Below are 16,214 nucleotides of genomic sequence, written 5' to 3' on the forward strand. Positions count from 1 at the left end.
TATAACACCATTATAGGAAGGGCTGATTATCGCAAAATTCCAGTTATATTAACGCAAGATCAACATTTTTTCATCATTTTTGACGGTGTAAACATATTTACATAACATTAGCTCTCTATATTAAGGCTATCTATGCGAGTGAATAGCAAAAAAATTGGGGGTGTGCAATCAGATGTATGAAGAATGGGGTAAAAAACACTTTTCTACTAATCAGCGGCTGCTGGCTGATTTTATACAGCGGGATGAGCAGCGAATTCTGTATATGACGGAACAGGAGATTGCAGACGAGGTTGGAATCAGCATTGCCTCTGTGTCAAGGTTCTGGAAATCCGTGGGTTACGTCAATGCCAAGCAGTTCAAGGCAAAGCTTCGTTTCCGCTTGGAATCGGCTCCTGCGGTCAAATTAGAAGAAACGATGAGCAAGATCGAAGGTCTCCCACTGCCACAGACACTGCTCAGTACAATTCATCAGCATTTGGATGAAACATGTAAACGACTAGATTCTGAAGTACTGAATGAAGCCTCTGAAGCGATACGTCAAGCGAGACGGATCTTTGTTTTTGCCCCAGGTCCGTGTATTTCGCTCGCAGAACTGTTCGCATTTCGATTACATCGATTTGGCCTCCATATTCAGATTATGGCTGCAAGCGGTCATGAATTACTCGAGACGCTGATGCACGCAGGCCCCGATGACGTGCTTCTTGTCTTTGGTTTCGTCCAGATACAGCCGGAGATTGAAGTGATATTGGATTATGCTGAGGAAGCAGGCTATCGGGTCATTCTGATCACGGACCGCCTGGTATATCCTCGGGCAAGTCAGGCAGATCTGGTGCTGTATGCGGGAAGAGGTGAAGTATGGGAATTCCATTCCATGATTGGACCTGTATTCGTCATTGAGAATTTAATTCTCAACGTGGGTCTCGCTATGAATGAGGAAAGTCTCGGGAAGCTGAGACATCTACAGCAATTACGGGCAAGATATCATTCTAAGCTTCCGCGTTAGTAAATTAGTGTAGGAGAATGTATGTGATAGCTAAAAAAGGACTGCTTACCACCACAAATAGAACGATCGAATCAACATATCGATTCGATCGTTCTTAGCTGTATTTATTCAGAGACCATCCGATTTGTTAGAGATCCCAGCTTCTCTATTTCGATAGTCACGGTGTCTCCTGATTTCAGATATACCCGGTCTTCCTTAGGTAACCCAAGAACGACCCCTTCCGGAGTTCCTGTCAAAATGATATCTCCGGGCAGAAGCGTCATATGCTGTGAGATATAGCTGACAATCTCGTCACAGTGAAAGATCATGTCCGAGGTATTGGAGCTTTGCTTTGTTTCTCCATTTACAATACACCGGATATCCAGTGAGTTAGGGTCACCAATCTCGTCAGCTGTTACCAAGTAAGGGCCAAGCGGAGAGAATTTGTCGCACGATTTACCAAGCAGCCATTGAGGAGTTCGCATCTGCAGATCACGTGCAGACAAATCATTCACATTACAATATCCATAGACATAATCCAGCGCATCTGCTTGGGTTACGTATTTGGCTTCCTTCCCGATAACAATCACAAGTTCAGCTTCATAATCCACTTCACTGCTAACTCTGGGCAGCGGAATGTCTTCCCCATGTGCAGCCAGGGTGTTATTGAATTTATTGAATAGAATTGGATATTCAGGAATTGCTGCGTTTGTCTCTTCAGCATGTCTTCGATAGTTTAGTCCGACACAGATGATTTTGCTCGGATGGGTCACACATGGAGCATAGGAGACCTCATCTTCCGGCAATATGGATTGTGCTTGCACTTCCTTATTCTCTGCGACCGCACTCTTAAGTCGTTCCAATTCTTGTATTCCTGACTGCCCTGCCTCAATTGCAGCATGGATATCCATTGGAACCCGGTTCATGTCTGGCAGCAGCGAAGCAGCTGTATTTACATCGATAATGCCATGATCAATCTTAATCCCCAATCGGATATCACCATTTACTAGAAATGTAACAAGCTTCATGTTCAAGTCCACTCCTTTTTATGTATTATGCATTCTTGCCGAAAACAACGCCGCCATCAATATACAGAGGGGAACCCATCATGAATCTGGATTCGTCGGAAGCAAGGAAGAGCGCAGCACTGGCTACGTCATCCGGTCTCCCCAAATCGCCGCTTAATTGTCTTGTCTTCAAAGCTTCAAAGGCTTCGGCTGGATCATCATAAGAAGATCGCAAGTAATTTTCAACGAAAGGGGTAAGTATGGTGCCGGGGAGGAGAGCATTCACCCGAATGTTGTATGGGGCATAATCAACCTGCATGGATTTGGTGAGGGCCAGCACCGCTCCCTTGGTCGCAGAATAGGATGCCCGCTTGGCTAGTCCAATCTCGGCAATGCAGGAAGACATATTGATAATGGAGCCGTTCTTCTCCTTCATCATATAGGGAAGAACATATTTGGAAGGCAGAAACACACCGCGAATATTCACCGTCATGACACGATCCCAGTCGTCTGGCTCTATCTCATGCAGCTGTCCAATTCCGCTGATCCCTGCATTATTAAACAGGATATCAACTCTGCCAAATTGATCTATAATGCGTTCAACCATCTCTTCCACCTGATTGGCGTGGGTTACATCTGCTTGCATGAATAGAGCTGTACCTCCAGAAGCAGTGATCTCCTGAACGGTCTCCTGTCCTTTATCCTCATTCAAGTCATTGACAAGGACAACAGCACCTTCCTTAGCAAAGAGCAGTGCACTGCTCTTGCCGATTCCAGATCCGGATCCGGTAATTAAGGCGATTTTATTTGCCAAACGCAATAGTAATCCCCCCTTATTCGTTATCCACCTCAAACTGCTATCGTTCCATATGGTCCTCTGGCTGAGCAGCCTTCACGGTCAATCCGCCATCCACCATCAGCAAATGTCCGTTCACCTGCATCGCCTCTTCTGATGCGAGAAATACGACTGCATCTCCGATTTGACGGGCTGTACCCAGCCTTTTCATGGGATTAGCTTCAATCTCTTTGGCACGGATTGCCGGGTCAGCCAGAAAATCAGTACACATATCTGTATCTACTGTACTCGGCCCAACTGCATTAACGTTAATTCCATATTTGCCGAGCTCAATCGCCATGCCCTTCGTCAGCATATGACCTGCTGCTTTGGATGATTGGTAATGTGGGATTACAGGACTTGTAACGACAAGGCTTGCTGTAGATAGAACATTTACTATTTTTCCGCTTCTTTTGGGAATCATTTTACTAGCAGCGAGCTGAGAACAGAGGAAGATTGATTTGACATTCGTATCGAATGTTCGATCCCAAGTCTCTTCCGTGGCCTTCATAAAAGGCTCGAACGGCGCAATTCCTGCATTGTTGACCAAGATCTCGATCTCTCCAAGTTCCTCCTCTATGGCTGAGAACATGGCATCCACTTGAGCTTTCTTACCTACATCGGCCTGCACGATCATCGTCTTAACACCATGGACTTCAGCATTTCTGGCCACTTGTTCGGCCAGCGCTCTTGATCGATCCGAGGAATAATTAATTGCCACATGAGCTCCTTCCTCAGCAAGCCTGTATACAATAGCCTCTCCAATTCCCCGGCTTCCTCCCGTCACCAGAGCAATGCGGTTCTCGAGTCTCCCCATCTTCCTTCCTCCTTATAAACTAGGTCCAATGCGATTAATGCTGAATTCCTGGTGGCCGAGTATTTCTGCCTTTGTCAGCTTACCGTTCGCTACTTCAACAATCTCCTCCCAGATGGCTTCCCCAGCTTGTTCTAAGCTGAGTTCCCCGGACAGCATTCCGCTTACATCAACATCCATATTGTCGCTCATCTGGTCATACATCCGCTTATTCCCTGTAATCTTAATGACAGGAAGCACAGCTGCACCTGTCGGGGTGCCTCTTCCGGTCGTAAAGCAGACGATATGTGCACCGCCGGCTGCCATTCCTGATACACATTCAATATCGTTTCCAGGTGAATCCATAAAATATAAACCGCTTTCAGGAATCGCTTCTGCATATTCTATAATTCCATTAATAGGTGCAGTACCGCATTTACTGATACATCCAAGTGACTTCTCTTCGATGGTGGACAGACCGCCCGCAATATTTCCCGGACTGGGATTGCCGCCGCGCATATCTGCGCCCATACGTTCGACTTCTTTTTCAAATCGATCAACGATTTCAAACATCCTGCGCTTCATCTCTGGTGAAGTACACCGTTCAGCAAGCACATGCTCCGCTCCTATGATCTCTGTTGTTTCACCGATTACGACGCCTCCACCTTGGCCAATAAGCATGTCACTGGCCGCACCCAATGCAGGATTAGAAGCCAGGCCGGATGTTGCATCTGAACCTCCACATTTTACACCCACCTTCAGCTTGCTTATCGGAACAGACACCTTGGGCATGGCATCCAGCTGTGTCTTCATTTTTCGAGCAATTTCGATTCCGTGTGTTATCGCTTTGACAGATCCTCCTACAGATTGGATATCAAACATTTCAACCGGCTTGCCTGTTTTCCTGATTTCCTCTGCCAGTGCAGCGGGGTCCACAACCTCACAGCCCAGACTGATAATGATGACGCCACCCACATTCGGATTCTTCCCTGTCCCCGCCAGCATGTTAAAGGTACGCTCCTTATCTGCTCCGATCTGCGAACAGCCGTGCTGATGAGGAATTGCAACGGTATCCGGCACCATCTGCATAATACGATTACTGACTTGGTTAGAGCATATTACGGTGGGGATGATTAACAAATGATTGCGAATTCCAATATCGCCATTGGGACGCAGATAAGCTTGAATCGTATTCATACTATCCCTTCCCTTCCTGCTTGATCACCGCGTCCTCGTAATCCTTCAATATTGTGAATATGCACATGCTGCCCTGCTTCGATCGCGATACTAGCCTGGCCTATAACTTCCCCGTACTTCTTTATCTTCGTGCCTTCGGGTATTTGACTCAGCGCCACTTTATGACCGAACGGGATGTCATTCAGAACGGTTAATTGAAAACGGTTACCATTAAAAACAAAAGAGATGTCCTCTCCGGCTTGCAAGTCCTTGAGCGCTGTTGCCACATGATCATCTGCATGCATTTGAATAACATCAGCACCGATATGCACATCTTCTCTTATGATACTCACCGCCTTATCATACTGGAATCCACGCTATCATAAACCTTAAATTAACAAGGTTGGTTGGTACTGTCAATAGTTCGAATTGCTCTTCATATAACTGAACCTACTCGATGTTGAAAGTAGATAAATAAAATAACGGCTGCATATTCACAAAATGAATTCGAACTGTTATAATAAAAATTATAGTTGAATCATTTTCATAACTCATGATTCAGTTGTTAAAATCAAATATGTTGTTCACGGGAGGAGCCTGCCACACAAGGCCCCTCTCTGTTTATTTTTAAGGCGTGTTTACGGGGATATTGCGTAAATGCGCCTTTTTAGTTGAGAGTGGATATTTCTCCCGATGATGTAACAACATAAATGTGGAAACGAAAGGAGAAAGATATGGAATTTATTCTACACCTAGTCCTCATCCTCATCTTCACTAAACTGGCAGGTCATTTGTCCCTCAAGCTGGGGCAGCCTTCCGTTCTTGGAGAATTGATTGCCGGTGTAATTCTTGGTCCGGCTGTACTTGGATGGATACATCAAACCTCATTTATTCATGAATTCTCAGAAATTGGTGTCCTGATCCTCATGTTCATTGCAGGACTGGAAACGGATTTGGAGGAGCTCCGAAAGAACTGGAAGGCTGCTCTTGCTGTAGCGGTTGGCGGTATCATTCTGCCATTCGTGGGCGGATACAGCTCTGCTTTGGCTTTTGGGATTGAGCAAAGTCATGCATTATTCCTTGGACTTCTGCTCTGTGCAACATCCGTGAGTATTTCCGTTCAAACGCTGAAGGAAATGAACAAACTGAATTCACGCGAGGGTACAACCATACTTGGTGCTGCCGTAGTGGATGATATTCTTGTCGTTGTCCTGCTTGCCGTGATGATGAGTCTGCTGGGAACAGGAGAATCCGTAAGTATTGGTTCTCTTATTGGTAAGAAGGTATTGTTCTTCGTTGTCATCATCGCAGCAGCAATCTGGGTTGTTCCGCTCATCATGAAGTGGCTCAGCAAGCTTAGAGTGTCGGAGACCGTAATCTCCGGTGGTGTCATCATCGCACTTGCCTTTTCTTATTTTGCCGAGTGGATGGGCGTTGCAGGTATCATCGGCGCATTTGCAGCAGGGATTGCCATTTCTCAAACACCATACAAGCACACGGTGGAGCACAAGCTTGAGCCGATCGCATACAGCTTGTTTGTTCCGGTATTCTTTGTAAGTATTGGTCTTAATGTGAATTTCGAAGGCGTTGGCTCTCAGATCGGGTTCATCATCGTCCTAAGTGTGACGGCCATTCTCACGAAGCTCCTCGGTGGAGCACTGGGTGCCAAGCTGACAGGATTCAATATGCATTCCTCCTTCTCCATCGGTACAGGAATGATATCCCGGGGCGAAGTTGCTTTGATTATCGCCGGAACTGGCCTTGCTTCAGGCCTATTGGATCCGCAGTATTACACTTCGGTCATAATCATGGTTATTGTAACAACTCTCGTTACTCCCCCGCTTCTCAAAATCATGTTCGCGGATAAACATGCGAAGAAGCGGAGTCAAGCAAGTTCACAGAAATAAAATGGTGAATACATCAAAAAAAACAGGCACGACATTTCTGAAAAATGTCTGCCTGTTTTTTGATGGACGAGACTCGAGCCACCAATCTTTAATCCAGCTCCATCTCATATCTAATAGATTTGGTGCTCATTCCATTGGATTCCAGGAAAGCTTCAGCACGCTCATTATCCGCTAGTATATCGATCTCAACAGCATCTGCCTTTCTCTCTTTACCCAGCTTAATGATAAATTCCATTAAAGATTGACCCACGCCTGCTCCTCGAATCTCCTCGCGGACACAGAAATCACGAATGAACAATACCTTTCTCTGCTTGTATATCTTGTGTGCATTTACTTGCTCTTCATCCACGATGGCATAACCTGCAATTACATTGTTCGTGGCTTCAGCAACAATCACCTCTGATTGAGGGGCACCAAGGAATCCACGGACTTCTTCCTCCGTATAATTGTCAGCAAGCTCATACAGATCAGGTCTTCTGTCGGCGATGACTTCATCGTAGTCTTTTCTTAATTGAATAATAGATGGGATATCCCCTTCAACTGCATTACGAATTCGTAGATCCAATCAAATCTCTCCTGTCATAATAGGCTCGAAGCTAGATATCTATATTATTACCCATTTGTGCTATAAACGATCTCCATACTTGAATGAATCCATTTCGCATCGAAAGATTTATCCTTTTGCTTCTTGATAGTCTATTCGAGAAACATAGCTATGCAGCACCATACCAATCACAACGATTAGCATCCCCACCCATGAAATGGATGAAGGAATCGCAATGGACAATAACAGCACTTCACCTGCAAGCGCGAATAGCACTTCCATGGACTGCGTTGCCTCCACTGCCGCTAATTTCTGCATATTTCCTCTTACCATATCGGTCGCTTTGAAAAATAGTACAGTTGCAATGACTCCGGAACATAGAGCCACAAGCAGCGACTGCATACTCTGATCCAGACTTGGCAGGCCCTCCGCAGCTAGACCATACACAGACAGCAGAATCCAGAATGGCAGGCTGGCAAGTGTCATGCCCAGTACTCTCTGGTAAGCGTCCAACCTTCCTTCGCACAGCTCCATCATTTTACGGTTACCCAGCGGATAGGCAAAAGAAGCAATAAATACAGGAATGGCTCCTAGCAGCAAATTCTCTAGAGAAAAACTCTTTGCATGCTCAATCTGCATCAGCACTATACCTAGCAAGATAAGGATCGACATCAGAAGTCCCTTCATAGGAATTCGACCTTTGATCTGAAGGTGGCCTGAGGAAGTATGTATGGTTTCAGTAAATAGAGGGGCAAGAAGCATGCCGGCAATGATCGTAAACTGCCACGTCCCTGCAACCAGCCATCCCGGAGAATAGGCGGCTGCAAAGCATAATGGAGCATAAAACAAGCCGAAGCCTACACAGCTCCACAAGAGCCAGGTTCTCGGCTGTTTTTTCATCTCGACTATTAGTGTTCTGAAATTTCTTCTGAACATAACGATCGCAGTTAGAAAAGGAATCATAAATATGTAGCGGAGTGAGGCGCTCCAGATCCAGCTGCCGCCGGATAACTCCATCGATGCGTTTAATACAAAAGTAAATGCAAAAAAGAAGGCCGCGAATATTCCTAACAATATCGGTTTCAATGAATTCACCTCAGGTGGTCTAAAAATTAGCTGTATGCAGATTACGATAATCAGTTGGAGACATGCGACAATGGTTCTTGAAAGCTCGGGTGAATGAATACAGACTCGTATAACCAACGCTATATGCGATTTCTGTAACGGTTGCGGTGGATTGACTGAGCAGATCCTTCGCTTTATCCATCCTTACCCGGGCGATGTACTCCGCAGGTGATACTCCGATGGCGCTCCTGAATTCGGTTGAGAAATAAGTGCGGTTCAGCCCCGCTAGCCGTGCGATCTGCTGTACGGTAATCCCCTCCGTGGCATGCAGGCGGATGTAGTCCAAGCTCTTAGAGACCCAGGATAGTACACGGTGCTCCGGCTGTCGTTCACTCGAGCTCATCAACTGACCCAGCAAACTATAGAAGCGTCCTCTGAGATCCAATCTGACAGCTTCATTTGCTGTGTCCTTCTGTCTCAGCACGTTCATCAATCTGGAGATGTGCTCTTCGATCATAGGACTGCATCGATTCAAGAGATAAGGCTCATGACGTGACAATCCAAGCAGCGTTAGAATTTCCTCCATCCCAGGACCATCCATTGCCATCCAGATAAGCCTAAGCGATTCCTTGTCTTGATTCTTGTAGTACAAATAAGTGATGCCTGGATACATACAAAATAAATCTCCCGGTCCAAGCAGTCGCTGTTGCCCGTCATATTCAAAAAAGATATGGCCTTCCTGCACAAAATGAATACTGTAGCATTCGATTCTTCTCGGTCCCACTCGATAGCTGGGCTTAGCGATATTTCGCCCTATTCTTACAAGCCAAGCCTGGTCTCTCTTGTCGAATTCAGACGGCGAATCATATAGGAATTCAGCATATTCATGCTCATACTCTTGAAAAAAGGTTGGAACCACTGTACACACATCAACACCCCATACAGACAAAATGTTAAATTCATCATACATTAAGTTATTTCCTCTGTGCTGATCTTTTTCTATAATTTTCGTATAAAGGAGGCTGTACGATGAAGAAACCTAACATATTGTTAATTACAAGCGATCAGCAGCACTGGGATACGATCGGCGCTTTCAATAATGAGCTGCATACCCCTAACCTTGATCGGTTAGTAAGAGAAGGTACGACTTTTAATAGAGCTTATTGTCCTAACCCGACTTGCACGCCTAGCCGTGCCTCCATCATTACGGGCATGTATCCAAGTCAACATGGAGCCTGGACACTCGGCACCAAACTACTGGAGGATCGGCATACGGTGGGTGAGGATTTCAAGGCGGCCGGCTATCAAACGGCGCTGATCGGGAAAGCGCACTTCCAGCCATTAGTATCCACAGAGACTTACCCTTCCATGGAAGCACATCCTGTGTTGCATGATTTTGAATATTGGAGGGAATTCAATGGTCCTTTCTATGGATTTGACCATGTAGAGCTGGCACGTAACCATACGAATGAGGGGCATGTCGGTCAGCACTATGCTCTATGGATGGAAGAGAAAGGCCTGCATAACTGGAGAGATTACTTCCTTCCTGAGATCGGGACTATGGATCGCACCCGAACCTATAATTGGCCTATTCCGGAAAAATATCATTACAATACTTGGATCGCTGAACGGACCAATGCACTGCTTGAAGATTTCAAAGCGAACGACGACAGCTTCTTCTTGTGGTCCAGCTTCTTTGATCCTCATCCGGAGTATTTGGCCCCTGAGCCTTGGGATTCGATGTATGATCCAGACCAATTGACCATTCCCACGATAGTCGAAGGTGAGCATGACAAGAATCCGCCCCATTTTGGCAAAACACAAGAGGAAAATCCCGACTTCTCCTACTTGTCGGAAACCGGTCAGGGAATACACGGATATCGCTCACATCATTACTATGAATACGGCAAGCGTGCGAGACTTACAGATTACGATAAGAAGAAGCTTGTAGGCGTTTACTACGGAATGATCAGTCTGATGGATAAATATATTGGCAAAATACTCGATAAGCTTGATGAGCTCGGACTTGCCGACAACACGATTGTCGTCTTTACAACGGATCATGGACATTTCTTCGGCCAGCATGGCTTACAGGCTAAAGGCGGGTTTCATTACGAGGATCTAATTAAGCTGCCTCTCATTGTACGTTACCCTGGTCATGTTCCTGCCGGTCAGCAAAGCAATGCGATTCAATCCCTGGTTGACCTTGCCCCTACCTTCCTGTCATTCTGTGATCTGCCCATTCCACATGCGATGACTGGTGTTGATCAGGAAAAGGTATGGCTGGGCGAGAGCACTTCTGCTCGTGATCATGCGATATGTGAGTTCCGGCATGAGCCCACAACGATTCACCAGAAGACTTACGTGGATGCTAGGTACAAGATTACGATATATTACAATCAAACCTATGGTGAAATCTTTGACCTTCAGGAAGATCCGCAGGAGCTGAACAATTTATGGGATGACCCTGAACGGAAAGATCTCAAGACAGAGCTGCTCTTAAAGTATGCATGGGCTGAGTTGGGCAAAGAGTCCATGCCGATGCCAAGAATTACAGGAGCATAAAATATGAGTAACTAGCCGCATGAACAAATTATGGTTTGTGCGGTCTTTTTCTTACAAAAAAATGTAGAGTTGTCATCTGATTGCGAACTGCACCTCGCACATCAACATACTGTTTGATGAAATGTGGTTACTTACGAAGCTCTCCATAACGGCTTAATCCCCCCCCATTCTCCTGTTTTCGACAACAATACTGTAACCCTCACTGTAAACATTTCCCCTCATTTCCTCCCTATAATAAATCTTGTCTTACAGCAGTATTGCTAACAAGAAGCCAATCGTCTCCAGTGACTCGTGTCAATATAAGAGTTTTCTCTTATAAGAAAAAGGAATTTTTGGGTAATACATAATAAGAAGAGCGAACAGCTTAGATTAGGGAGGAAATAATAATGAATAAGAAAAGTATGAAATGGTCCGCAGCTATTTTGTCCGCAGGTCTATTGGTAGGTAACGCGAGCTTCTTAAGTGGGCAGTCCGAAGCAGTCGTTGCTGCCGCAATTTCAGTCAAAGCTTCCGACGTGGTAATGAAATATAATGGAAAGACTCTTTCTGCTTCAGGCAAGCTGGTAAATGGAAACACGATGATTCCCATCTCGGTGTTAAGAGATGATCTAGGGCTTAAATTAAGTTATCAAGCTGGCAAAGATGGTTTTAAAACCTACACTGTCGGAAGCGGAGTCACTCAAATGAAATTAGAAGTGTCCGAATATGGCATCAACACCTATATTAATGAACGTTATATTGGTAATAACAGTATCCAGTATGAAGCCAAAAATATAAATGGGAAGCTCTATGTTCCTTTTCGAGTGTTGAAGGATTATTTAGGTATCCAGGGATCTTATAATGCATCAGCCAAAATATTAACGCTGAAAAAGCAGCAGCAAAACAAGGTGAACATCTCTTCGGAAACGATCTCAGACAGTAATAACAATGCAACCATTGACATCCGCTATCCTCAAGTAAGTGGTCTGGTAAATAAAGAAGCGCAGGAAGCAATGAACAAAACGTTTAAAGATAAAGCGGAAGCTTTCGCAGCAGAAGCGAAGAAAAAAGCAAACGATCGGGATGCTGAATATGAACGCCCTTATGAATTTCATGGTACCTTCCTCGTCACGTTTAACCGGGAAGGCGTGCTCAGCATAGCCACTGACCTGTATGAATATGTAGGTGGTGCTCATGGAATGACTTACCGCGAAGGCTTTACATTCTCCCTCAAAGATGGTAAGCAGTTGACAATGGACGATCTGCTCCATTCATCAGATGCTGCCAAGAAGAAGCTGGATCAAATGCTGAAGAAGAAGACAACCGCAGACAAGTATAACTTTGGATTTAATGGTTTGAAGGAAGATCCGGATTTCTATGTATCCGAGAATGGATTAACGGTCTTCTACCAAATTTATGAGATTGCATCCTATGCTGATGGATTCCCAACCTATACCTTTAATTTTGCAGATCTACTGCCTAAAGGAACGGATCCATTTGCGGCTGCGAAATAAGAATAAGGAACTTCTAAATGCGTTCAAGTTGGAACCATATACGGATATGAAAAAACACCTTTGGAGCCCTCCAAAGGTGTTTTTGGTACATCATTCAGAATTTACATCCTAACTCGCAGGTCATTGTGAGATGATGATCGCTAGGATACTTTTACTGGAGTCTGTTCTCCTTGCCATAGCAGCTGCATCTCTTCACAGCTCTCTAATAGTTCATGAAGGCTGCCTTCTGCCTCAATTCGTCCATCCTTCATTACGTTAATATGGTCTGCCTTGGATAAGGCTGCTCTTCGGTGAGAGACGGCGATGCAGGTCACATCCTCTTCCTTGAACAGTCCATCCCACACCTGCTGCTCGGTTTCAACATCTAGTGCGCTCGATAGATCATCGAATATATACAGATCTGAGTCAGTCATCAGCATGCGCGCCGTAGCGGCCCGCTGTATTTGTCCACCGGACAGCATCACGCCTCTTGGTCCAACAAGCGTATCGAGTCCTTTTTCCAGGTCCCCTACATCTTTATTCATTACAGCCAGATTCATCGCACGCTCGAGGGACTCTTCCACACGGCTACACTTGCCCTGAACTATGTTCTCCTTCAAGGTATCACTGAACAAGCGTGGCACTTGCGGTGTATAAGCCGCTCTTGGCGGTGTTAAGAACTGTGCTGGCTCGATCTCAGTTCCATTCCACTGAATGGATCCTGCCTGCTTAGGAAGCAATCCCAGCATAGCCCGAACCAAGGTCGATTTACCTGAACCGATTCTTCCCGTAATAACAAGGAACTGTCCACGCTTCAGCTGCAGATTTACATCCTTGATCCCGTGATTCGAATTCGGATATTGATAGGTGAGATTACGGACGGTGACCTCTCTCAGTTTCTCCGTATCATCTCTGCTTATGACGGGCAGCTCGGGAGGATCTTCATACAAATATATTTCACGATGATCGATAATCCGGTCCTCTTCACCTGGGCGGAACAGCATACGCATTCGGTCAAAGGACACCTTAAGACGCTTGTGCTGGAACACCATATAACCGAATAATGAGATACTAAATCCAATGCTTGTTAAATAAGTGGTAAATAGAGCAAAATCTCCAACGGTAAAATTACCATTTCTCATCTCTGCTGCACACATCAGAAGGATAAGTCCCGTACAAATACTTAGAATATGCTGATTCAACGATCTCATCCATTGCTTAAACAAGTTATCCTTGAGAGCAGCCTGACGGCGGTCTTCGTTCAGCTTCATAAATCGAGCATGTACGTGATCTTCTGCCTGACCCAGCTTCAGTGCTTGGACGGCGCCGAAGGTCTCCGCGATAAAGCTTGTAATTCGTCCGGTTGCCTCCTGATTCTGCTGTCCATATCTGCGCGCCCGATTGCCAGAGAGGTTGTTCAGCAGTGTAACGATGATTAACGGCAATACAGCAACTAAGGTAATCTTCCAGTTAATGCTTGCCATGATGGAGACTGAAACGACAGCGAATACGAACATTCCCCAGAAATCTACCCAGGATTCCACATATTCAACGACCTCATTCACATCATCACGGAAACGACTCATCGCTTCTCCAGGCGAAGCAGGCAGATTCCGTCCGGGCCAGCGCATAATGCCTGCCAGCATATTCGTCCGCAGAATCGCTTGGATATGAAAAATATAGGTTACCCATTCATAGAAGGCGATGAGCATGGTTCCTACTCTCGTAATTCTTACAGCTACCATGACGAGCAGCGGCACAGCAAGCCACAAATAATCGTTGGTATTCCCGGCAGCTGCCCGATCGAAGAACCACTGCATCGCAAGCCCGATAACTAGCGGGAGGGAATGAAACATACACCATAATAGACCATTGATGATAAACAAAAATGGCTTGAATCTAAAAAGCTTATTAATAAAGCCAGCTACGGTCATGCCAGCTCCTCCTCTCTGCCTGTAACGAGCAATCTTGCATAGTGGGAGGCTGGATTTCTCGCGAGCTCATCTCGTTCTCCAAACTCCAATATTTTGCCATCACCCAGCACCATAATTTTGTCTACTTGATTCAGTGTAGCAAGCCGGTGAGCAATCATAATTCCGGTGCATTCCTTCATCATCTGATCAACAGCTGACTGAAGCATCGCTTCCGTTGCCGCATCCAGCCTCGAAGATGGTTCATCAAGGATGACCAGGCTCGGTTTCGTAAGAAACACTCGGGTTAAGGCAAATAATTGAGCTTCACCGGCGGATAAAGAGGTACCTCCCGTGCTCAGATGTGTATCAAGTCCGTTAGGCTGAGCTTCAATCCATCTGCTTAGACCGAGCTGCTCTGTTTTGCGCAAAATCTCATCATCCGAAATTTCTTGATTGAACAGGGTCAAGTTCTCACGAAGTGTTCCATCAAACAGCTGTACATCCTGAGTAACCATCCCTATGCGTTTATACAGCGCAGGCAGAGACAGCTTGGTAACATCTACACCACCTACTCGTATAACGCCGCTGTTGATATTGTATAACCTAAGCAGAGTTCGGCTAAGGCTGGATTTGCCGCTGCCTGTCCGGCCAATTATACCTAGAAGTTCTCCAGGCTTGAGCTTAAAGTGAATATCGGTAAGAATTGGTTTATCCACGTTATAACTGAAGTGAACATGCTCAAATTCGAGTCCCAAGGGTCCTGCCGGGAGTTCGCCCTCCTCACCTTCTGTAATTTCACTTCGCAAGGATAACAGTTCTCTTGAACGCAGCATTCCGGATTTTGCTTTTTGAAATTCCTGTATTTGATCACCCAAAATTTCAATAGGTTCGTTCAGCATCTGAGTATATTGATAAATTAGGTACAATGTACCCAGTGTAATGGCTCCGGACATGTAATAATGCACGCCGATCAGCAGCACCGCGGTTACCGCAAGCGCAAACAGGATAACCGTTGTATTCCACGGAATAACCCGAAGCATCCAGGCTCTTCTTCCCTTAATAAATACGGAGCGCATCAGCCGATGAAATCGATTCATGACATATGGCACGTGACCATTAGCCTGAACATCTTCAATTCCAGCAATCCGCTCTTCAATTAAACCGAATAGAGAAGCGCTGACCTCCCTTTCTTCCTTTGAGGATCGCACTCCAAGATTACGGATCACAACCATGAATAAGATCGAAATCAGCGTAAATGCCGTCATGACGAGTGCAATAGGTACGTTGATCGTGAACATGAAACCCAAGATCCCAGCGAGCAATACGAAGCTGCCGATGACCTGGACGATAAACATCGCAAAAAAATTGGAAATGGCCGTCACATCTCCATCGACTCGTTCAATCATCTCACCTGGCGTTCTCACATTATGGAACTTCATATCAAGCCGAAGACAGTGCTTCAGCAGATCACCACGCAGCTGATTGGTTGAACGCCAGGATACATCATTACCGAAATAGCTGACGGCTACAGTTATTAGCTGATTAATGACGGCTACAACCAGGTATATTCCTGCCAGCTGAAATAAAGTTTCGAGCAGTCCTCCGCCTGCGGCCGTGTCGATAAACCGCTGCACAATCTGCGGATTCAATAACTGCAAGCCGGTTGATGTCAGCAGCATAATCAGCAGCAAGAGCAGCCGTCCTTTGACTGGCTTCAAATACCTTAGCAGCCATGTCATCGATAATTTTTCTTTCTTGGGCACAGTGCCCACCCCCATCTACACAAATATGTATCTCTTATTTTCATTTGACCTTAGGTCATTTGCTGATAAATCATAATAAGTCTACATGAAACGAACATCCATTCCTAGGTAAAAAATAATTATAATCCCAATTCGAATCGAATAAGGGCCCAATGATTGTCATGCCTGCGAAACGACGTGCGCTCCTGCATA

At 45.5% G+C, this 16,214-nt stretch carries 14 protein-coding genes; 4 read left to right on the top strand and 10 right to left on the bottom strand.

The genetic code is table 11. From position 1 onward, the window contains the following. The first annotated feature begins 172 nt into the window (after window positions 1-172). The gene (locus BLW49_RS22670; protein ID WP_090727023.1) at window positions 173-1,003 is read left to right on the top strand and encodes a MurR/RpiR family transcriptional regulator; all 831 of its coding nucleotides are present in this window, start codon (window positions 173-175) and stop codon (window positions 1,001-1,003) included. A gap of 104 nt (window positions 1,004-1,107) precedes the next feature. Here the strand turns inward: BLW49_RS22670 and BLW49_RS22675 are convergent, their stop codons facing one another. From BLW49_RS22675 to BLW49_RS22695, 5 genes are read right to left on the bottom strand one after another with little or no spacing between them, the layout of a single operon-like run. Then, window positions 1,108-2,010 carry a fumarylacetoacetate hydrolase family protein gene (locus BLW49_RS22675; RefSeq protein ID WP_090727025.1) on the bottom strand — a complete coding sequence of 301 codons (903 nt, stop codon included), beginning with the start codon at window positions 2,008-2,010 and terminating at the stop codon, window positions 1,108-1,110. 25 nt (window positions 2,011-2,035) lie between these two features. Continuing rightward, entirely contained in the window at window positions 2,036-2,809 is a 774-nt protein-coding gene (locus BLW49_RS22680) for an SDR family NAD(P)-dependent oxidoreductase (protein ID WP_076315218.1), read from the bottom strand. A 37-nt stretch (window positions 2,810-2,846) separates the two neighbouring features. Next, window positions 2,847-3,641 carry an SDR family NAD(P)-dependent oxidoreductase gene (locus BLW49_RS22685; RefSeq protein WP_090727027.1) on the bottom strand — a complete coding sequence of 265 codons (795 nt, stop codon included), beginning with the start codon at window positions 3,639-3,641 and terminating at the stop codon, window positions 2,847-2,849. Window positions 3,642-3,653: 12 nt separating this feature from the next. After that, window positions 3,654-4,814 (bottom strand): UxaA family hydrolase, encoded by a 1,161-nt coding sequence (locus BLW49_RS22690; protein ID WP_076315216.1) that lies wholly within the window; start codon window positions 4,812-4,814, stop codon window positions 3,654-3,656. Then, window positions 4,811-5,146: a UxaA family hydrolase gene (locus BLW49_RS22695; RefSeq protein ID WP_305954057.1), complete on the bottom strand. Its 336-nt coding sequence runs from the start codon at window positions 5,144-5,146 to the stop codon at window positions 4,811-4,813. The genes BLW49_RS22690 and BLW49_RS22695 overlap by 4 nt, the downstream gene beginning before the upstream one ends. A 381-nt stretch (window positions 5,147-5,527) precedes the next feature. Here BLW49_RS22695 and BLW49_RS22700 point away from each other — a divergent pair, with 381 nt between their 5' ends. Next, window positions 5,528-6,700, top strand: a complete 1,173-nt coding sequence (locus tag BLW49_RS22700) for a cation:proton antiporter (protein ID WP_090727028.1) — start codon at window positions 5,528-5,530, stop codon at window positions 6,698-6,700. A gap of 88 nt (window positions 6,701-6,788) precedes the next feature. Here the strand turns inward: BLW49_RS22700 and BLW49_RS22705 are convergent, their stop codons facing one another. The 3 genes from BLW49_RS22705 to BLW49_RS22715 form a co-directional block, all read right to left on the bottom strand. Then, window positions 6,789-7,265 (bottom strand): GNAT family N-acetyltransferase, encoded by a 477-nt coding sequence (locus BLW49_RS22705; RefSeq protein ID WP_076315214.1) that lies wholly within the window; start codon window positions 7,263-7,265, stop codon window positions 6,789-6,791. A gap of 108 nt (window positions 7,266-7,373) precedes the next feature. Further along, the gene (locus BLW49_RS22710) at window positions 7,374-8,330 is read right to left on the bottom strand and encodes a DMT family transporter (RefSeq protein ID WP_090727030.1); all 957 of its coding nucleotides are present in this window, start codon (window positions 8,328-8,330) and stop codon (window positions 7,374-7,376) included. A gap of 19 nt (window positions 8,331-8,349) precedes the next feature. Next, the gene (locus BLW49_RS22715) at window positions 8,350-9,279 is read right to left on the bottom strand and encodes a helix-turn-helix transcriptional regulator (protein WP_090727032.1); all 930 of its coding nucleotides are present in this window, start codon (window positions 9,277-9,279) and stop codon (window positions 8,350-8,352) included. A 59-nt stretch (window positions 9,280-9,338) separates the two neighbouring features. Between BLW49_RS22715 and BLW49_RS22720 the strand changes: the two genes are divergently transcribed. Together BLW49_RS22720 and BLW49_RS22725 are read left to right on the top strand one after the other, a co-directional pair. Then, a complete protein-coding gene (locus tag BLW49_RS22720) occupies window positions 9,339-10,874 on the top strand; it encodes a sulfatase family protein (RefSeq protein WP_090727033.1) in 1,536 nt (511 codons plus the stop codon). Window positions 10,875-11,260: 386 nt separating this feature from the next. Beyond that, a complete protein-coding gene (locus BLW49_RS22725) occupies window positions 11,261-12,367 on the top strand; it encodes a PdaC/SigV domain-containing protein (RefSeq protein ID WP_090727035.1) in 1,107 nt (368 codons plus the stop codon). Window positions 12,368-12,507: 140 nt separating this feature from the next. Here BLW49_RS22725 and BLW49_RS22730 read toward each other — a convergent pair whose 3' ends face one another. Together BLW49_RS22730 and BLW49_RS22735 are read right to left on the bottom strand one after the other, a co-directional pair. Beyond that, window positions 12,508-14,280, bottom strand: a complete 1,773-nt coding sequence (locus BLW49_RS22730) for an ABC transporter ATP-binding protein (RefSeq protein WP_090727037.1) — start codon at window positions 14,278-14,280, stop codon at window positions 12,508-12,510. Continuing rightward, window positions 14,277-16,022 (bottom strand): ABC transporter ATP-binding protein, encoded by a 1,746-nt coding sequence (locus BLW49_RS22735; RefSeq protein WP_090727039.1) that lies wholly within the window; start codon window positions 16,020-16,022, stop codon window positions 14,277-14,279. Before BLW49_RS22735 ends, BLW49_RS22730 begins: the two co-directional genes overlap by 4 nt. Between the last annotated feature and the right edge of the window lie 192 nt (window positions 16,023-16,214).

The organism is Paenibacillus sp. PDC88, from assembly GCF_900106725.1.
In the GTDB taxonomy this organism is placed as follows: domain Bacteria; phylum Bacillota; class Bacilli; order Paenibacillales; family Paenibacillaceae; genus Paenibacillus; species Paenibacillus shunpengii.